18 protein-coding genes and 2 pseudogenes are annotated in these 18,110 nt (G+C 44.6%); 3 read left to right on the forward strand and 17 right to left on the reverse strand.

What is annotated here, in order from left to right; genetic code table 11:
- Nucleotides 1-59: 59 nt before the first annotated feature.
- The 5 genes from OGX98_RS09795 to OGX98_RS09815 are packed head-to-tail and all read right to left on the reverse strand — an operon-like array spanning nucleotide 60 to nucleotide 4,799.
- The gene (locus tag OGX98_RS09795) at nucleotides 60-665 is read right to left on the reverse strand and encodes an ATP-binding cassette domain-containing protein (protein WP_045441915.1); all 606 of its coding nucleotides are present in this window, start codon (nucleotides 663-665) and stop codon (nucleotides 60-62) included.
- A complete protein-coding gene (locus tag OGX98_RS09800; protein WP_286595220.1) occupies nucleotides 649-1,443 on the reverse strand; it encodes an ATP-binding cassette domain-containing protein in 795 nt (264 codons plus the stop codon). Before OGX98_RS09800 ends, OGX98_RS09795 begins: the two co-directional genes overlap by 17 nt.
- Complete coding sequence (locus OGX98_RS09805) at nucleotides 1,437-2,249, reverse strand: ABC transporter permease (protein ID WP_045441909.1); 813 nt, start codon at nucleotides 2,247-2,249, stop codon at nucleotides 1,437-1,439. The genes OGX98_RS09800 and OGX98_RS09805 overlap by 7 nt, the downstream gene beginning before the upstream one ends.
- The gene (locus OGX98_RS09810) at nucleotides 2,239-3,213 is read right to left on the reverse strand and encodes an ABC transporter permease (protein ID WP_045441907.1); all 975 of its coding nucleotides are present in this window, start codon (nucleotides 3,211-3,213) and stop codon (nucleotides 2,239-2,241) included. The genes OGX98_RS09805 and OGX98_RS09810 overlap by 11 nt, the downstream gene beginning before the upstream one ends.
- The gene (locus OGX98_RS09815; protein ID WP_225760815.1) at nucleotides 3,213-4,799 is read right to left on the reverse strand and encodes an ABC transporter substrate-binding protein; all 1,587 of its coding nucleotides are present in this window, start codon (nucleotides 4,797-4,799) and stop codon (nucleotides 3,213-3,215) included. Before OGX98_RS09815 ends, OGX98_RS09810 begins: the two co-directional genes overlap by 1 nt.
- A 434-nt stretch (nucleotides 4,800-5,233) precedes the next feature.
- Here OGX98_RS09815 and OGX98_RS09820 point away from each other — a divergent pair, with 434 nt between their 5' ends.
- The gene (locus tag OGX98_RS09820) at nucleotides 5,234-7,321 is read left to right on the forward strand and encodes a TonB-dependent receptor (RefSeq protein ID WP_048221626.1); all 2,088 of its coding nucleotides are present in this window, start codon (nucleotides 5,234-5,236) and stop codon (nucleotides 7,319-7,321) included.
- A gap of 88 nt (nucleotides 7,322-7,409) precedes the next feature.
- Here the strand turns inward: OGX98_RS09820 and OGX98_RS09825 are convergent, their stop codons facing one another.
- The 10 genes and pseudogenes from OGX98_RS09825 to OGX98_RS09865 form a co-directional block, all read right to left on the reverse strand.
- Nucleotides 7,410-7,712 carry a putative quinol monooxygenase gene (locus tag OGX98_RS09825; RefSeq protein WP_200011538.1) on the reverse strand — a complete coding sequence of 101 codons (303 nt, stop codon included), beginning with the start codon at nucleotides 7,710-7,712 and terminating at the stop codon, nucleotides 7,410-7,412.
- 178 nt (nucleotides 7,713-7,890) lie between these two features.
- Nucleotides 7,891-8,064, reverse strand: a complete 174-nt coding sequence (locus OGX98_RS09830) for a GnsA/GnsB family addiction module toxin (protein WP_045441900.1) — start codon at nucleotides 8,062-8,064, stop codon at nucleotides 7,891-7,893.
- Between the two features lie 332 nt (nucleotides 8,065-8,396).
- A complete protein-coding gene (locus OGX98_RS09835) occupies nucleotides 8,397-8,624 on the reverse strand; it encodes a hypothetical protein (RefSeq protein WP_045441897.1) in 228 nt (75 codons plus the stop codon).
- A gap of 77 nt (nucleotides 8,625-8,701) precedes the next feature.
- Nucleotides 8,702-8,890: a cold shock small protein YmcF gene (gene ymcF, locus OGX98_RS09840; RefSeq protein WP_071829076.1), complete on the reverse strand. Its 189-nt coding sequence runs from the start codon at nucleotides 8,888-8,890 to the stop codon at nucleotides 8,702-8,704.
- Between the two features lie 10 nt (nucleotides 8,891-8,900).
- Nucleotides 8,901-9,113, reverse strand: coding sequence for a transcription antiterminator/RNA stability regulator CspE (cspE, locus tag OGX98_RS09845; RefSeq protein ID WP_045441895.1), 213 nt, complete (start codon nucleotides 9,111-9,113; stop codon nucleotides 8,901-8,903).
- A gap of 494 nt (nucleotides 9,114-9,607) precedes the next feature.
- Nucleotides 9,608-9,862, reverse strand: a complete 255-nt coding sequence (locus OGX98_RS09850; RefSeq protein WP_045441892.1) for a membrane lipoprotein lipid attachment site-containing protein — start codon at nucleotides 9,860-9,862, stop codon at nucleotides 9,608-9,610.
- A gap of 24 nt (nucleotides 9,863-9,886) precedes the next feature.
- Nucleotides 9,887-10,267 carry a hypothetical protein gene (locus OGX98_RS09855; RefSeq protein WP_045441890.1) on the reverse strand — a complete coding sequence of 127 codons (381 nt, stop codon included), beginning with the start codon at nucleotides 10,265-10,267 and terminating at the stop codon, nucleotides 9,887-9,889.
- 742 nt (nucleotides 10,268-11,009) lie between these two features.
- Nucleotides 11,010-11,123, reverse strand: a pseudogene (locus OGX98_RS24055) (hypothetical protein); the annotation flags it as partial.
- A 133-nt stretch (nucleotides 11,124-11,256) separates the two neighbouring features.
- Nucleotides 11,257-11,973, reverse strand: a complete 717-nt coding sequence (locus OGX98_RS09860) for a YebC/PmpR family DNA-binding transcriptional regulator (protein ID WP_045441888.1) — start codon at nucleotides 11,971-11,973, stop codon at nucleotides 11,257-11,259.
- A 312-nt stretch (nucleotides 11,974-12,285) separates the two neighbouring features.
- Nucleotides 12,286-13,227, reverse strand: a complete 942-nt coding sequence (locus tag OGX98_RS09865) for a LysR family transcriptional regulator (protein WP_045441878.1) — start codon at nucleotides 13,225-13,227, stop codon at nucleotides 12,286-12,288.
- A gap of 136 nt (nucleotides 13,228-13,363) precedes the next feature.
- On the opposite strand from OGX98_RS09865, the gene OGX98_RS09870 reads away from it, so the two are divergent.
- Complete coding sequence (locus OGX98_RS09870; RefSeq protein WP_286595223.1) at nucleotides 13,364-14,794, forward strand: aspartate ammonia-lyase; 1,431 nt, start codon at nucleotides 13,364-13,366, stop codon at nucleotides 14,792-14,794.
- A gap of 107 nt (nucleotides 14,795-14,901) precedes the next feature.
- A complete protein-coding gene (locus OGX98_RS09875) occupies nucleotides 14,902-16,200 on the forward strand; it encodes an anaerobic C4-dicarboxylate transporter (protein ID WP_286595224.1) in 1,299 nt (432 codons plus the stop codon).
- A gap of 332 nt (nucleotides 16,201-16,532) precedes the next feature.
- Here OGX98_RS09875 and OGX98_RS24060 read toward each other — a convergent pair.
- Both OGX98_RS24060 and OGX98_RS09885 read right to left on the reverse strand, forming a co-directional pair.
- Nucleotides 16,533-16,688 (reverse strand): annotated as a pseudogene (locus OGX98_RS24060) (NADP-dependent isocitrate dehydrogenase); the annotation flags it as partial.
- A 404-nt stretch (nucleotides 16,689-17,092) separates the two neighbouring features.
- Nucleotides 17,093-18,073 carry a Rossmann-fold NAD(P)-binding domain-containing protein gene (locus OGX98_RS09885; RefSeq protein ID WP_286595225.1) on the reverse strand — a complete coding sequence of 327 codons (981 nt, stop codon included), beginning with the start codon at nucleotides 18,071-18,073 and terminating at the stop codon, nucleotides 17,093-17,095.
- Between the last annotated feature and the right edge of the window lie 37 nt (nucleotides 18,074-18,110).

Genomic DNA, 18,110 nt, shown 5'->3' on the forward strand with positions numbered 1-18,110 from the left:
ATGCACTTTCATGTATTACCGGGAGAAGAAGAAACGCCGAAGCAAACCCGACGGCTAATTCAGATTAAGGTGGATGTCGGACAGAGTAACGCCTGGGGGCAAATCTGAGCAAGCAATGCCTGCTGATGGCTGATCACAAGCATGCCTAATGGGCGGCGCTGGCATTCCTCAAGGAGCAACATCCATATATCTCTTTGAATGGAAGGATCGAGCTGGGCAGTGATTTCATCTGCGATCAGAAAACGCGTACGCGGATCGAGCGCACGGAGTATTGCAATACGGGCCAGTTCACCGCCTGAAAGCTGCCCGGGCCGGCGGGTTAGCCATTCAGGGTTGATATGCAGACGGGCAAGCATGTCAGCATCTGGCTGCCACGCATCTCGTACCGCATCACCGGTGCTTCGCCAGGGGTTAAAAGTTAGCTCAGGGTGTTGTGGGACAAGTTGCACCGGGCAATATTGATGAGTTGGCAACGGTGAATCATCCACCAGTACTTCGCCTGATGTCGGTTTTTGCCAGCCAGCGAGAACGCGTCCCAGCGTTGTTTTCCCAGTCCCGCTGGGCGCGCAAATTCCCATGCGTTCCCCGGCAACAAGCGAGAAGTTCAGGTTTTGCCACAGCACTTTCCCTCCCTGGCGAATCACAACATCACGACAGCACAGCATTCAGCTCTCCAAAAAGTTGATTTTGTTCAGGTAATGCTTTCCATTGTCGCTGCAAATGTTCACTAATATCACCTCGCAGAAGCTGTTCCCGGCTCACGTTATCCGATACCCGCCCCTGATGCAGCGCGACAATCCGGTCGGCATGTCGCGCTGCCAGCGTAAGATCGTGTGTCACCCATAAAACGCCACGTCCTTGCTCGCAAAGATCACGCAACTGCTCAAGCAACTGATTCGCCAACGGGGCATCAAGCCAGGCGGTAATTTCGTCAGCAAGGATATAACGAGCCTGACTGAGCGACGCGTGACACGCCAGGACTCGTTTCGCCATCCCGCCGGAAAGCTGGCGCGGAAACGCTTCCAGCACGCTTGACTCAAGTTCGCTACGCTGGAGCAAATGCTCTATTTCCTCCGTTTTCCATGCCTGACCGGAGAGCTGACTTACCCTTTTCAGATGTTTTTTAACAGTCAGCAGCGGATTAAGCGCCTGCACACCTTGTGGCACATAGCTGAAGGTATTACCGCGAAGCGCCCGGATCTCATTGCGCTCCAGCTTCTTACCATCCAGAGTAATGGTCCCCTGAAAGCGCAAGTTTTCCGGCAAAAGATCAAGCAGGCATTGTAACAGCAGGCTCTTACCTTCTCCGCTTCCTCCGACTAACGCCACCATCTGACCAGGGGCAACATCAAAAGAGATATCTTGCAGCAGCGATGACCAATTTCTCGCGCCGTACCAGCGATAACGAGCCACCTCCAGCGAGGCCTGCTTCAAACTCAACATGCATTACCCCTTAGCCACAAACGATGCACTGCCCTGGCGAACTGGTCAAATAACATCACCAGGCTGAACAACATGAGCCCCGGAAACAACACCAACCACCAGTTACCATGACTGATAAACCGCAGGGCGTCCGCCAGCAACAAACCCAGTGAAGGTTCATGCGGTGCCAGCCCAAACCCCAGGAAGCTCAGCGCCGCGCTATGTAACACCGCATGAGGGAACATCAGCAGCGTGCCTGTCAACCATTGAGGCAATAACGCCGGGAAATAGTGATGGCGCCAACAGTAAAAATGACCGTGTCCCAACCGCCAGGTCAGTGTCAGGTAGTCACTATGTGCAACGCGTTCCGCTTCAGCACGCAGGATCAATGCCAGACGCGGCCAGTGGGTTAGCGCAACCGCCATAATCACCCCGCTTTTTCCACCGCCCAGCGTAAAACAAATCAGGATCAGCAACAGCAGATGCGGCATCGACAACATAGCATCGGTTATTAACCGCATAAGAACATCCAAACGCGGATGCAAACGCGAAACGGCAGCCATCAACAAGGCAATCAAACCGCTGCACAACGCTGCGCCAATCCCAATTTGCAGGCTGGTTAACGCCCCCTGAAAACATCGAAGCCATAAATCACGCCCAAGATTATCCGTACCAAACCAGTGCAGCGCATCCGGAGGCAAGTGCCGGGCAAGAAGATTGACGTTTACTGGATTATCCAGCGAAACTGAGCCATACACGGCAATAAATAATAAACAGCCTACGGACAGCAAAAGACGAATTAACGTTGGTGTCGGGTTATAGAGCATCAGGACGCTCCAGTGCACGATTCAGAAAATGGACAAGCCAGGTTGAAACGGAGTTGCCGATGAACACCAGCACGGTACTAAACAAGACGATCCCCATTAGCAACGGCACATCACCACGTAATCCGGCATCAATCGTAGCCTGACCCAGTCCGGGATAAGCAAAGACTTTTTCAGCCAGTAATGCGCCGCCAAACAGTTCGCCGAGCGAAGCAAATTGCAGGCACAGCGCAGGCGTAATGGCATGACGCAGTACCTGGTGGCGTAAAAGCGACCATCCTCTGTCCCCCTGAGAACGGGCAAAACGGACAAATTCACTTTTCATCACGCTGGCGATACTTTCTCGCGTGTGGAGCGTAATCTGCCCCAGTCCCAGCAAGCTGAGGGCACATACGGGAAGCACCAGATGACGAAGACGTTCAGCAAACGTCGCCATTTCACCATTATTGCCCGGCTCCCATGCGCAGCAGACGGGCAACACAGGCCAGTGCACCGCGAATACTGCCAGCAATAGCATGCCGATCCAAAAGGTCGGTAAGGAAGAAAGCAGATAACTGAGTCGGCAAATAGCTCGGTCTGGCCAGCGGTTCAGGAAACGTCCGGCGACAAATCCCATTGCTGTTCCCAGCAAACCTGACATCAACCATGCCCCGCCAAGCAGTGCAAAGGACGTCGTAAAACGCTCTTTGATCACGCTGGCTACCGGCGCATTAAACAACATGGAATAGCCGAGATCGCCCTGTAGCACGCGCAAAAACCAGTGTCCAAAGCGCTCCCACAGCGGCTGATCCAGCCCCCAGCGAGCGGCAATTCGCCCATATTGCTCGGGTGGAACGTGCAGGAGATCGTTGCCAATGTAGGCACGAATGGGATCGACCGGTGAAAAGCTGAGTAAGATGAAGGTGCCAGCAGCTACCAGCACCAACAAAACGGCCAACCGAAGAACATACGCCAAAGCAAACTTCATTAACGGCAGGTCCAGGTCCATTCATCAAGATTATTGAGTAGTGACCAGCTACCGTGAATTTCCGGAGCACCAGAGCCTAAGTCAATGCACGGATTTGCCAGATAGGTGTGCTGAATATTTAGCAACCATGCCCATGCAGCATCGCCCTGTACGCCAGCGCCGTGTTTCCCATCCCACTCCACCTGTTGCCAGAAAGGTAACGCATGCTGCCAGTCCGGGGCATCAATGGCCTGTTTGAGATGTTGCTCCACCACAGGGTTACTGTAGTAACCGGGATTGTAATACTCCACACCCGCAGCCTGCCCGCTGTAATGATGGAAAAGCTCCATCGGATCCAGGCTCCCCCATCCAAATAGCGTCGGGTTAGCATGCATATTGCGCTCAACGGTTTCCCAACTTCCTGATTGCAGGGATACTGCAATACCGACAGGTTCCAGCATTGAACGAACGGCTTCAGCGAGATCCCGACGAGTACTGTCGCCACTCGTATACCATAAGGTCAGACGGGCTTCTTTGCCGTCTTTCACGCGTACACCATCTTTACCCACTTTCCAGCCGGACTCTTCCAGGATAGTCCGTGCTTTTTCACTGTCGCCATCTTTGAAAGTGACGGATTTGCTCTGCCATGGAAGCCCCTGAACCGCGCTAAAAGCAGGGATAGCGTGCCCTTCCATAACCTGATCAGCTAATTGCTGCCGATTGATGGCGTAGTTAATGGCCCGTCTGATAGCAACATCGGCCGTGATATCGTTACCGACAGGATAGCCATTGGCATCTTTTTTACCTGCCGGAACCATTGGGAACACAATTCCCCGGTTTTCTACACTGTTGCGAACCCAGAGTTTGAGATCCTTCTGCTGTGGTGCTACGGCCATCGATGGCGCTATACGTACCAGGCCCAGTTGACCACTACGCGCGGCTGCGTAAGCGTTGTCTTCATCCAGGAAAACAAATACCAGCCGATTAAAATCATTTTTCTTGCCAACATACCAGGGGTTAGCCTCCACGATCAGTTGCTGCCCCGGCTGAAAACTCACCAGCCGATACGGGCCTGCACCAATCGGGTTTTTGGCGAATGTTTTTTCGTCATACAGTTTTGCCGGCACAATACCTAAAGAACCGAGTACGTTGACAAAGGTACTCTGCGGGCTACGAAGCGTAATTTCCACCGTGCGACTGTCGAGAAGCCGGGCATGGGTGAAATTACCCATGTCAATTTTCCCACCGCTTTGAGCTGCTTTGTTATAGGTAAACACCACATCTTCAGCCGTTAGCGCTGAACCATCGGAGAATTTAAGATCAGGTTTTAGCGTTAACGTCCAGGTTTTACCATCGGCACTGGTCACCACTTTCTCTGCCAGCAGGTTACCCCAGCTCATATCTGCATTTTGTTTTAATAGTGGTGCATGCAGAAGAAGATAACTGCCGTGGCTCCAGCCCAGCATCGGGTCAAACCCTTCCGTTGGTTCGGATCCAATAGCCAGCTTTAATGTCTGACCGTCGACCGCCTTTTGCGCAGCGATAAGTGGTGAGGTAAATGCGAGAGTCAATGCGCACGTAAGCAGCGCCAGCTTGCCTTTAATCATTATCTTATCCAGATTTTGTGTTTTTTTATGCCACACAACAACCCGCTGTCGTTGGGCGACTTCCTGGGGAAAGGATTATGGCGGACAGTATCGACGAAAAAAATGATACAGCGCAGAAAAGTATGACGATTTTAAAAAAACATCATACGACTTTCTAATATTCAGCAAGCGACATGACATTCTTTGCTGAAAGCATGTTTTAACAACATCTGATTTATTCAATTCGATATTAAATTAATGTCAATAATTACAAAGATAACTACTGGCTGATTTTGTCGTCCTTTCTGACTCGAATTTATGACAATTTATGTATATTTATTCAAGAAAGACACCAGAAGTGACAATTTATGTAAATTAATAATGATAATTATTTGTATTATCATTACCATCATTTATCTTACTTCCTTCTAATTTTTAACAAAGGAAGTTTGACTATGCGTTTAAAGCCCGTTGCTTCTGTCGTTCTGTCCTGTATTGGATTCAGCTGTACTAATGCCTTCGCAGAAGACGTTATGGTCGTGACCGCTTCCGGTTACGAAAAAAAGATCACCAACGCTGCTGCCAGCGTTTCCGTTATTTCACAGCAAGAATTACAAACCAATAAATATAATGACTTAGGCGAAGCCCTGCGCTCAGTTGAAGGGGTAGATGTTGAAAGCAGTACCGGTAAAACCGGTGGTCTGGAGATTAGTATCCGTGGTATGCCCGCCAGCTATACCCTGATTTTGATAGACGGTATTCGTCAAAACGGAAGCAGCGACGTTACACCAAACGGCTTCTCTGCCATGAACACCAGCTTTATGCCGCCACTGGCGGCGATTGATCATATTGAAGTGATCCGCGGTCCCATGTCTACGCTTTACGGCTCTGACGCAATTGGTGGTGTTGTTAATATCATTACCAAAAAAAGCACCGATAAATGGAGTACTTCCATCAATACCGGCGTGAACCTGCAAGAAAGTAATAAATGGGGTAACAGCACTGTCGCCAACTTTTGGTCAAGCGGTCCTTTAATCGCAGGCGTCCTGGATATGCAGGTTCGCGGCAGCACGACTCAACGGCAAGGCTCAAGCATCACTTCCCTGAGCGATACATCTTCGACACGTGTGCCCTACCCAACTGAATCTGAAAACTACAATATCGGTACTCGACTGGACTGGAAAACCAGCGAAAACAATACACTCTGGATGGATCTTGACTCAGCCAGACAGCGTTACGATAACGTTGACGGACAGCTTGGTAGCCTGACCGGGGGTTATGACAAGACGCTGCGCTATGAGCGTAACAAAGTGACCCTCGGCCACGATACCGCATTAACATTCGGAACCTGGAAGTCATCCCTGGGCTGGAATGAAACCGAGAATAAAGGCCGACAACTGGTCTCTTCCGCGCTCACACCAGAAAATGCTGGCCGGGCCGGTGATGCCCGTGAACTGAAAAATACCAACGTCATTCTGGACTCTCTGCTGCTGACACCATTAGGTGATTCGCACCTCTTAACCCTCGGGGGAGAATACTGGGATGCGCGTATGAAAGACGGTGTTGTTTTGGCCAATACTGGCGAAACATTCCACCAGAAAACATGGGCTGCCTACGCTGAAGATGAGTGGCACATTCTCGACTCACTGGCATTAACCGCAGGGACACGCTACGAACATAACGATGTCTTTGGCGGTCATCTCAGCCCTCGCGCCTACCTGGTCTGGGATGTATCTGAAGAATGGACGTTGAAAGGCGGCGTCACGACAGGATATAAAGCCCCGTCACTCAGCCAATTACACAATGGTATCAGTGGTGTTACCGCCCAGGGAACCGTCAATACGGTCGGCAACCCGGACCTTAAGCCCGAAGAGAGCACCAGCTATGAAACCGGACTGTATTATGAAAACGATACGGGACTGAACGCCAACATTACCGGCTTCTATACCGAATATAAGAATAAAATTGTCTCGTACTCTATTGATGATTATACCAATAGCTACACCAACAGCGGCAAAGCAAGAACTGATGGTGTTGAATTCGCCAGCACCTTCCCTCTTTGGTCGGACGTGCTGAGTTTATCCCTCAACTACACCTACACTCAGAGCAAACAAAAAGATGGCGATAATAAAGGCGCGCCATTGAGCTATACACCTAAACATATGGCTAACGCACGTTTGAACTGGCAGGCTACGGAAGATATGAATGCCTGGCTGAGCGCACGTTATCGTGGTAAAGCCCCACGTTTTACCGAGAATTACGACAATCTCAGCGCGGTACAAAAGAAAGTATATGACGACAAAGGCGCTAATTTAAAAGCCTGGACCGTTCTGGACATGGGACTGTCCTATAAACTGACCAAAGAACTGACGCTGAATACGGCAGTTAATAACGTACTGGATAAAGACTTTAGCGACGTCACACTGTATCAGGTAGGCCGCAATAGTACCTACGCGGGTGATTACTTCCAGACAGCGCAATCCACGACCGGCTATGTGATACCTGGCCGTAACTACTGGGTTTCATTAAACTATCAGTTCTAATTTTTGACAATTTATCATCCCGGGCTATTACTTATAGCCCGGACTCAACTGGAAAATAATGTTAACTTAGCATAATACCGTATCAGATTTACGAGCCATCTGCGCTCACTAAGTAATTCATAAGAATATAACGAGCATCCTGCCGCTTATGTTGATCAATTAATGGCACAAGCCTTCTGAAATGTTCACTTGCACAGTGTTCGTCGAGTGCTGCATGGTCCGGCCATTCTTCGATAAAAATAAAGTGTCCCGGATCCTTTTCATCAATATACAAATCATAAGAAATGCAGAGAGTTTCTTTTTTCGTTGCCGATACCAGCTCACGATACAGAGGGATAACGATATCAACACACTCAACTTTTATGAAATCTTCGGCAATAACTTTTAACATTCGAACCTCCAGGCTAAATCTGACTACACACTATGTGTGAAAGAACCGTTTGAAACAAGATGGACTGACCTGGCGGTTGAACTGATAGGATAAAATTCACTGCAGTTTTTCATGGACAAAAAAGCATCACATCTTATGGATGATGATGCTTTTGATAATGTTGAATTGCTTTGGGGAACTAGATCAATTTAATCTTAATATCATAACTTTCAAGACCCGTCATTTTCTCACGAGCAATAAACTGAATGTCAGAAACTTCTTTTCCTGTCTTTTTTTTGAGTTCAGCTATTTTCTTTGTGATAAATTCAGATATATCTGTTTCAGTTTTACGTTTCAAATCTTCGACGTTCACTATGCACCTCTTCTGGTCTGTAACGGCATCAACGCGCCAGTAGGTATGATTCAGTATAACTATACTCTAAATAAATCGAGTTGCAGGAAGACAGCCAGCGAGACGATCTCGGGGACCTGACTCCGGTAAGTGATCCGGATGGACAAGCACAGCCAGCATATATGCAACCTGAAGTACGACGAGTATATGCAACCGTTGATATCTATAGACTATTCAGTAAGAAGATTCAATAACCACAGAGTTACTGTCTATTAGTTAGACAAGAATTGTTCATAGATGAAACAACAGCAGAAGAGTTTATACAACTTGGTAGTAAAAACGCCCGACAGCCATTACAACAACTTCGATGCAGCCTCAAGAATCTCATCAGAACTAACATCACGATCAGAGGCAACATAGACCACTTTATGATCTCCTGTTAGTGAAGGGAAGCCAGCTGACATCACGGTTAGGTGAGCTTTCTCACCATTTGGATACTCACGTAATATTGTGGTTATGCCTTCCATCAATGACACAGTAACCGCTGGTTCTGTGTTAAAAAAAACTATCACTTTTTTCATAACCGCACCATGATGATCCTGACTGGAACACCTTTTAACAGGTTGAAAAAAAGGCCCCATAAAGGAGCCCAATAAAATTATTTCCTGAAATCCAATGGAGCCTGGCCGGAACGAATGTACAGTGCAATATTATCAAATGTAATCATTGTAGATTTGCAAAAAATACATTTTGCCCCGAAAGGATTTCTGTCAGTAACATCGAAAGTCGATGTTCTGTATTGAGAACCATGACAACATGGACACCGGAAGTGAATATGATTAGTAATAACAGTTACCTTAAAGTGTCACGACATTAACTGCCGATGGGCCTTTGGGTCCCTGTTCCACACCAAACTCGACTTCCTGATTTTCATTCAGAGTTTTAAAATCGGTTCCCTGAATGGCAGAAAAATGGACAAACACATCTTTACTACCGTCTTTAGGAGTAATGAATCCAAATCCTTTCTCAGGATTGAACCACTTAACTAAACCAGTCATTTTATTAGACATCACTATTACCTTTTTGAGTAAGCCCTTAGGCAGAATGGTCCGAAAAAAATTTATCAGAAAAAACCAAAAGGATTCTTAAGAGGTGAAAGTGAAGAGAAATACTTCAATAACTACTTCAGATAATTTTGTATCAAACCGCACAACCATTAACGCATGGTTAACCAAACATCGCAAGCTTTAGTTTCATCCTGACTCATTACTTCTTCCAACACACAGAAGAACAAGTGAAGTTTCCCAATAAAAAGAGGATGAAATTTATTGTAAGCCGCTGCAAATCATACAGTAAATTTGGCTGATAATCTTATATCAAAATATTAAAGCCCTATTAGTGAAAGAAAGAAAATGCTGTCATCGATCAACGTCATTATCTGGGGGGATTTTGCGCCAAGGGTTCTCCGATGGCGCAGGAGGCTCAGGTTGTACAAACCGGAGATTGAAATCTTAAAGAATGATGAATCTGCGAGATAGCGGTTCTGAGTATAAAAATGACTGTCTTACTTATACCAGCAGCGTCCACCATTATCTGCCTGACTCGCATCCGGCAGTTCCTCGCAATCAGGAAGAGTTACACCGTGTCTCGTAACCATACGATATCCATCAGAACTGGTGTAATCGTCGTTCTGATGTTCATGATGGTGATGTTCCTTACGCTCCTGGTCACGCTTTGCATCTGCATAACGTTGTGCGAAGTCCGCAGAACAGCCAGACAATAAAGTTGTGAATACAATAAATGTGATTAACTTTTTCATGTGTTGTGTCTCTTTTATTATAAATTAGCGAACAACTACCGATGCAACAGCATCATCCTGCCCCCAAACCAGAGTCGCATAACGGTCATCCTTACGATATTTACTACCGTCCTGAGAGATACGTGTCCACCCATCAGACTCCATTACATCAACAGCTTCCCCACGAAAGGATCCCACAACCATCTGATTTAAATGCGCGCGGATTACATCCGGAGAATTATATCCTCCGTGACGACGAGCATTTCGCTCATTCTGCTCTGCAGTTTTGTGAATATTACAAGTGGTACCTGCATTCATTTCAGTACAACCGGAACGCTCAAGCTGAGCGCGGTATTGAGCATTAATAGCTAAAGCCGGTGATGTATGAATTACAGCAACAATAGCCACAGCAATTAACTTCTTCATAATATTACCTCTTAAATATTTTCAGCGGTATCAAAGCCCGCACGATATGCTTCAAGTTTTCTGTCAGCACAAACTATTTCATCTGATATTGGACGCCCTTTAATCCCGGCCCTTTCTCAATGGAAGCTCTTCATTCAGTAACCTGAAACACTCTGGCAATATAGACATTAACTCCGTAAAAAATAACAACTTCACAATGGTAAACCGCATATTTTACTTTCATTCATAAGTCGAATTTAACATCTTAATAAATATAGACTTCTGACTCACGATGGAATCAATGTTGACATTTATTTGCATGACGGTAGATTACTAACGACAAAAACATGGCATTTAGTTTATCTTAAACATGCTATTAACACGCAAACCAAATGCATCTTTGCTGTATTAATAAATATCACCATGCATATCAGATATGCAAACAGTTTTTACAACCCACCCCTTAATGGGATTATTCTGACTGCGAGTATTGCGCATGAAATAATGTAGACATTCATTTGAAAAGCACCTGCTCTAAATACCGCCCGATACAGAACGTTGCAAAAATATATATTTAAGCTACCAGTTTATTAATCAATATATAACAAAACATTGTAATTGAAGTTATTTCAATAATATTTCACATATAAAAGTTGGATGTTGATAACCTCATCATCGTGCAGACCATAAACGATAAGGATAGACAGGCAAAAAAAAAACGGGAACCGTTCGGTTCCCGTTCTCCCACAACCCAGAATCTGGATTACATGTTTTCGATGATCACGTCGCCAAACTCTGAATATTCCAGCGGGTTAGCACCGCCCATCAGACGTTCGAAATCATAACTTACGGTTTTGGCGTTGATTGCGTCTTCCATTAATGGAATTTCTTTTGGAAGATAGCAGTTTTTATCTATTTGTCATCATTAATATATCTGGCTAGATATGTTTTTTATACAAATTTATGAAATTAAAAAATCTGCCAGAATGACAGATTCCTTTAATTTATAATTAGAGATTTGCAACGTTATGGTATACTTTTTGTACATCATCGTCATCTTCAAGGGCATCAACAAGTCCTGCAAAGATTTCTAAATCTTCTGGTGAAAGCTCAACTTCTGATTGAGCAATCATTTCTAATTCTGTTGTTGAGAATTCAGTAATTCCAGCTGCTTTTAGAGCTGCAATTCCTTTGTGAAGATCTGTAGGTTCAGTATAAATAACGATGTTTCCTTCTTCTTCGGTTACATCACGAACATCAACTTCAGCATCAAGCAAAATTTCAAAAATATGGTCAGGGTCTGTGCCTTCAAATACAATCACGCCAGTATTGTCAAACATATAGCTGACAGCACCTGCCGCTCCGATATTCCCGCCTTTTTTATTGAAAATAGTGCGGACATTAGCAATCGTACGGTTAACATTTGATGTCAAGGTTTCAGCGATAATCATTGAACCATTTGGCCCAAAGCCTTCATAACGCCCTTGCACGAACGTTTCATCTCCGCCACCTTTGGCTTTATCAATTGCTTTATCAATAACATGCTTTGGAACTTGTGCTTGTTTTGCACGTTCAATAACGAATTTTAAAGATGAGTTTGATTCTGGATCTGGTTCGCCTTGTTTAGCAGCAGCATAGATTTCCACACCGAACTTTGCATATACTTTTGACGTTGCACCGTCTTTAGCCGTTTTTTTAGCAACAATATTGGCCCATTTACGTCCCACTGGAATGCTCTCCTCGACAATTTATTTACATTACTGGCAGGTTAATAACCTGCCAGTTTTTTCCGTCATATTATATCATAATATGTAAATACTCGTCTATGAGAAATAAAACATCCAAACTTTACGAAATGTTACTTTGATTTTATCAATAGCTAATATTGTAGATAAGCTACTTCCGAACTTCCTTCTGGTTCTTTTGTTTTTTCTTAATAATTGATCTGCAGCAATAATACATAAGGCAAGAGAAACAAAAGTGATAATCCAGACAAAAACACCTACTGTGTCGGAGAGATGCTATGTTCGTATACATATTTATGATGGCAAATTAGCATCCAAATCCACCTGGTTATAAAACTCCTGCTCCAGTTTCGTTTCCAGTATCGAACGAATCTCAAATGCCAGATTTTTATAAAAAACCGAAAACTCGTCATTTTTGCACAACAGAACAATTTTGCGACGCTCTTTACGTTTTTTGATCCGGATGATCTTTAGCGAGTCAGAAAAAGCTGGAATAGTAGTAATAAACAGCGGCGTAGTTAACGTCCACCCGTAACCACAGGCTATCAGTTTCAAAATCTCATCAGCATTGTCCATTTCAAACTGAATGGCAGGAGAAAAGTTTTGCCATTTTAGCCAGTTGAGTGTCTGGATTCCCGTTGGCGTATTTTGGGTATAAGCAATGTAGTTCCGCTGCTTACATAATTCTTCCAACTCTGTTTCCGGCCATGTTTTGGGACAAATACATAGAAACTCTTCCTCAATCAACGGGTACATTCTAACATTGGGCGGCATTTCAGTATGTAACATGGTTACAGCCAGATTAATATCCCCCTTATTAAGCGCCTGGAGCAATCCAGATGCTGTGCCTGTCACCTGAAAAATATGCTTCACCTGTGGTTGCAGAAACTTTAGGATATCCAGGCCAACGGTTTTACTAATTGAATCCACAAAACCAATTTTCAGATTCGAAATATGTCCGTCGCTTATTGCATTGATATGTTCTTGCAGGTGAACACCGTTATCAATAATTTTTTTTCCTAGCGGGTAGAGTGCTTGCCCGGCAATTGTCATCTGGATTGGTCGCTGTGAACGGTTGACCAGAGCAGTATTTAATCCTACCTCCAGGTTTGCAACCTGCTGCGAAATTGATGACTGAGTCACGTTGAGTTTCCTGGCTGCAGCTGTAAATGAGCCTGTGTCTATCACGGCTAAAAATGCCTGTAATTGCTTAAAATCGAAGTTAATATCCTTCATTCTCATCCCTTAGCATTACATTTTTTAATAGTATCTATCTAACTTTTAAATGGTATTTTTTCTTTGAGCTACTTCAAACTATCTGTCATATCACTAAATTAAGGTATAACCACCTTAATACACAAGAGAAACAGAAATGCGTGAAGAAAAGGATTTATTAGGAACTTTAATGGTGCCAGATGAAGCTTACTACGGTATTCAAACACAACGTGCGATGCTGAATTTCTCAGTGTCGGGCAAAACAGCAGGAGAAATCCCACACTTTTTATGGTCTATCGCCGCAATCAAGCAAGCGGCAGCACAGGCGAACAGACAAATTGGTGCGCTGGATCAGCAGAAAGCGTCGGCCATCGTTACAGCATTGAAGGAGGTAATGGCCGGTGATTTTGATGCCCATTTCCCCATTGATGTTTTTCAGGGAGGCGGCGGCACTTCAACCAACATGAACATGAATGAAGTGGTCGCAAACCGTGCTAATGAGCTAATTACCGGCAAACGTGGATATGATGAGATTCACCCGAATACCCACGTTAATATGGGACAGTCAACGAATGACGTCATCCCTGCGGCGATGAAAATGACCAGCCGCATGAATATAGATCAATTGTTAGTCCAATTGGAAAAACTGGAAGCAGTGTTAACAGAAAAAAGTTGCCTGTTTGCTGACAAGGTGAAATTAGGGAGAACCTGCTTACAAGATGCAGTGCCGATGACGTTTGGCCAGCAATTTGGCGCTTATCGCACGCAGGTAAGCAGACTTAAAGCAAAAATGGTGGAAGTCAGAGAAGAAGCATTATTTTTACCGTTGGGAGCGACAGCTATAGGTACGGGATTGTCCACTCACGAAGGATATATCCCGGCAGTTTATCAGTGGCTGGAAATTATTACTGGTGATAAATATACCCCGGAAGCAGATTTCTTTGATGGTCTCCAGCACGGTGACTTTTATATTGAATTTTCCGCACAGCTTAAAAAAATAGCTGCGTTTCTCTCCAAAATGGCTACCGATTTTCGTATTCAGGGTTCAGGGCCAAGAGCTGGCTTTAATGAAATTATTGTCCCTGCGGTGCAACCGGGCTCTTCAATTATGCCAGGCAAAATTAATCCTGTAATGCCCGAACTGATAAATCAAATTGCGTATCAGGTGATTGGCAATGACCTAACTGTGACGATGGCTGTTGAGGGTGGTGAACTTGATCTGAACGTGTGGGAACCGGTGCTGTTGAAAGCGCTCTTTGAATCCTGCTCGTTATTGACTAAAGGGATACCTTTATTTATTGACAAGTGCCTGAAGGATATCGCGATCAATGAAGAAGTGAGCGCTCGTTATGCAGAGGAAAGTACAGCGCTTGCGACCATTATCGCAACACTGTTTGGCTATCAGGTTGGCTCTCGAATTGCCAAGACTGCGTTTCAGCAACGGACCAGTGTAAAGCAGGTCGTGTTAGCAGAAAAGCTGCTGACGCCAGTACAGGCAGATTATTTGCTTGATCCAATGAATATGACCGATCCACAAAAAAGTACAGCAGTGATTAAACGCTATCAAAAAGAAATGAATATTTCGTAGTTTATCAATTAAATAAATAATCAGTTTTAACCGGGGGTAATGAATATTTATATTCATTACCTAACCATCCCTTTTGTGAGAATTATAAATAAAAACAGGTCAATTTTATGGTGATGTTACATATCGTGTTATTGCTGGGAACTATCATGCTTGCCGCCCGTTGGGGGGGAATTGGCGTAGGGTTTGCTGGCGGGATCGGATTAGCAATTTCAGTTTTTATTTTTGATGTTCCGGCTGGTACTCCACCTGTCGACGTCATGCTCATTATTCTATCTACTATTGTTGCGCTCTCTGCAATGCAACAGGCTGGTGGAATGGATTATTTAGTAACTCTGACAGAGAAATTATTACGCAATAACCCAGGTTACCTAAATATTCTCGCGCCAACAGTGACCTTTATCCTGACTGTACTTTCCGGTACGGGATATACCGCCATGTCGGTCATGAATGTGATTCAGGAAGTTGCAAAAGATAACGGCATTAGACCCAGCCAACCATTAAGCTCTGCCGTTGTAGCTTCACAGCTAGGTATTACAGCCTCACCAATCTCTGCAGCCACGGCAATTATGTATGGCACCGTGGAGATAATGGGAGTCAGTTTTGGTGATGCTATGTTGATTGTTTTTCCCACCGCTTTTTTTGCTATGTTGATCGCAGCTTTCATCGCCAGCAGACAAGGTGAAAGTCTGGCTAACGATCCCGTTTGCCTAAAAATCATGCAGGAAAATAAAGTCGTTATAAATAAACATACCAGCTGTAAAATCCCCGCCAGTGCTAAATCCTCGGTAGTAATATTCCTGGTAGGTGTTGTATTTGTTGTTTGCATGTTGATGTTTAAATCGGTTATCGGACATACAATTAACTCCCGTGATCTAATAATCATTACTATGTTTATAGTTTCCACGCTAATTATTTTTATCTGTAAACTAGACATGAAAGAACTGAAGAACTCACCTATATTTAAATCTGGTGCTGAATCACTGGTTGTGGTGTTAGGTATTGTATGGTTAAGCAGCACACTTATTGGCGCCCATATCGACGAGATAAAAATACAAGCTAGTGATATGTTACGTATGTATCCAGGACTACTGGCGGTAGTTTTTTTCTGTACCAGCGCAATGTTGTTCAGCCAGGGTGCTACATGTGCTTTATTAATGCCTATTGCTGCTTCTATTGGCATTAGCGCTGACGCAATATTAGCTAGTTTCGTCGCTGTTAGCGCGCTTTATCTCACTAATATTTACCCAACAACTGCATTTGCAATTGCAACTGATGATACAGGATCTTTTTTAAGTAATCGGTGGAATGGATCTAAGATAATTAATCATCCATTCTTTTTGCCAGGTTGCATTTCTATATTGACTGCAGTCCCAGTAGGTTTCGCTTTGGCAAAAGTTATTCTTTAATTTATAACATTACTAAGTAAGTATAGGAAATAGTAAGAAACAACCCAAAATATGTTGTCATTCACAGATAAATGACAATTAATTTCTTGCAAAACTATCAAAAACAACGTCCGCTCCAGGCAAGAATGGAGCTGAATATTAACGAACATCCACCAGTAATAACCGCAAAAAAAATTGAGGTATATCTAACTGAAACCTGACGGTATAACTACCATCTGACCATCCAACCTCCCCCAAACTACTGCGGGGGTTTGATAACTTATTTTGATAACCTTTGGCAGCCTAACCCAAAACAACGGGAGCGTTACGCTCCCGTTAGTAAATTTAACAAATTATCGCATTACATGTTTTTCGATGATCGCGTCACCAAACTCGAACATTTCAGCAGCTTAGCTGCCGTCCATCAGACATTCGAAATTATAGGTTATAGATTTCGCGTTAATCGCGCCTTCCATATCCTTAACGATCAGGTCAGCCACTTCTACCCATATGTCGGTGAAGTAGTTAGATTGTTCAATCACAACAATATGATATTAAAGTATAATTTAACCAATTTTCATATATCTCACTGACTATTGGGACTCTCATAACCCACTGATGATCAATATATGTTTTAGGGTTTTGATAACCGTTTTTGGGTAAATACAACCACCCGACCATTCAAAATGGTTACCGCTAATGGCAACTCTCAATGCCTACCATGCTAAAGCCATACAGCCGTATAGATCCGCTATGAGCGAGAAGCATACGTTGAATAAAGTCCTATCGAGGGATATAAGTTACTTCTGGTAAGTACGACTTACTTGAAGTGTTTTTACTGGCATCAATCCCCGTAGGTATGAGTTTGTCTTTGTACGAATCAAAACTCATAAATGACGAGTACGAAAACTGGTTAGGCCGTAATCAATACGACACCTGCATCCTGCATCGCTGTGAAGGCCGCCTCTTGATCCATTATTTGCTCTGGCAACATAAAACCGGTCAATGGGCTTTTGAGTAGCGCTTCGATGACGATAGTAACGCCAAGGGCTGTGAAATGCGCCTGTCCTTGTGGGTCTGAAGCGATAATTCGTTTGGACTCTGAAGCGCCTGACACGTTAACACCCTGTATATCAACATACAGTTCTACCGACGCTTGAGTGGCATTTCTCTTACCCTCTGAAGTCCCCACGGCGACATCCAGCCTGATATTGTCAGCACGAGTCATTGCCGCAATAGCGCTGACATCCAGGATACCAAACGGCGTAGTCTCGACACATTCACCACTGATAAGGCAAATGTTACTCTGCTCAGCGGTATAACCCCAGATACCATCTTCCCGTACAAATGCAGGAGCTATCGCCTGATTAAGCTCTTTTTCAGTGACTTTACCTATAGGATCTTCTGGGTCGTGCACTGCGGTCAGCTGTACACGTTTAACAGAATTAAACTGGCTGGCAAGTTTATCAACCAGCGGTAAAAACATTCCCGCCTCATAGTAACCTAATGGTACGATCGGCGAAGTCGCATGATGGAGCAGCGCCATGTTCAGTAGAGGTGCATAGCCGTCGGCAGTCCCTACCGTAATATCAATAAAAGCAATATTGTTGCGAATAGCGTATTCACCTAGCGTATGTTTTGGATCGGGTACGGCGCTGATAATAAGCTGTGAAGTCGATACAAGCGGCGGAAGCTCCCCGCTCATCAAATCAAGACAAACAGTCATGGCGTTTCCCAACTGGGCCGCAAGTTTTTCGCCATTTTGCGGCGAGCGGCCTGCCAGGATTAATTTCGCATCCGGAAAACGCGTCCGCAGCTGGGTGGCCAGATTACTGCCTATCATCCCATATCCGCCGGCAATAAAAATCTGCTGTGTCAGTTTGAAATTCATCATATTTCCTCATTTAACGTTGCTGATGAGGTGACTTTAG

The sequence above is a fragment of the Citrobacter sp. Cm046 genome, from assembly GCF_030333065.1.
Classification (GTDB): Bacteria; Pseudomonadota; Gammaproteobacteria; order Enterobacterales; family Enterobacteriaceae; genus Citrobacter; species Citrobacter murliniae.

Coding starts and splice junctions, on each gene's coding strand:
- OGX98_RS09810 (WP_045441907.1), bottom strand. CDS start 3,213: ATGAAGTTTGCTTTGGCGTATGTTCTTCGGTTGGCCGTTTTGTTGGTG.
- cspE (WP_045441895.1), bottom strand. CDS start 9,113: ATGTCTAATAAAATGACTGGTTTAGTTAAGTGGTTCAATCCTGAGAAA.
- OGX98_RS09800 (WP_286595220.1), bottom strand. CDS start 1,443: ATGTTGAGTTTGAAGCAGGCCTCGCTGGAGGTGGCTCGTTATCGCTGG.
- OGX98_RS09805 (WP_045441909.1), bottom strand. CDS start 2,249: ATGCTCTATAACCCGACACCAACGTTAATTCGTCTTTTGCTGTCCGTA.
- OGX98_RS09815 (WP_225760815.1), bottom strand. CDS start 4,799: ATGATTAAAGGCAAGCTGGCGCTGCTTACGTGCGCATTGACTCTCGCA.
- OGX98_RS09850 (WP_045441892.1), bottom strand. CDS start 9,862: ATGAAAAAGTTAATCACATTTATTGTATTCACAACTTTATTGTCTGGC.
- OGX98_RS09870 (WP_286595223.1), top strand. CDS start 13,364: ATGCGTGAAGAAAAGGATTTATTAGGAACTTTAATGGTGCCAGATGAA.
- OGX98_RS09835 (WP_045441897.1), bottom strand. CDS start 8,624: ATGAAAAAAGTGATAGTTTTTTTTAACACAGAACCAGCGGTTACTGTG.
- OGX98_RS09875 (WP_286595224.1), top strand. CDS start 14,902: ATGGTGATGTTACATATCGTGTTATTGCTGGGAACTATCATGCTTGCC.
- OGX98_RS09795 (WP_045441915.1), bottom strand. CDS start 665: ATGCTGTGCTGTCGTGATGTTGTGATTCGCCAGGGAGGGAAAGTGCTG.
- OGX98_RS09820 (WP_048221626.1), top strand. CDS start 5,234: ATGCGTTTAAAGCCCGTTGCTTCTGTCGTTCTGTCCTGTATTGGATTC.
- OGX98_RS09825 (WP_200011538.1), bottom strand. CDS start 7,712: ATGTTAAAAGTTATTGCCGAAGATTTCATAAAAGTTGAGTGTGTTGAT.
- OGX98_RS09885 (WP_286595225.1), bottom strand. CDS start 18,073: ATGATGAATTTCAAACTGACACAGCAGATTTTTATTGCCGGCGGATAT.
- OGX98_RS09855 (WP_045441890.1), bottom strand. CDS start 10,267: ATGAAGAAGTTAATTGCTGTGGCTATTGTTGCTGTAATTCATACATCA.
- OGX98_RS09865 (WP_045441878.1), bottom strand. CDS start 13,227: ATGAAGGATATTAACTTCGATTTTAAGCAATTACAGGCATTTTTAGCC.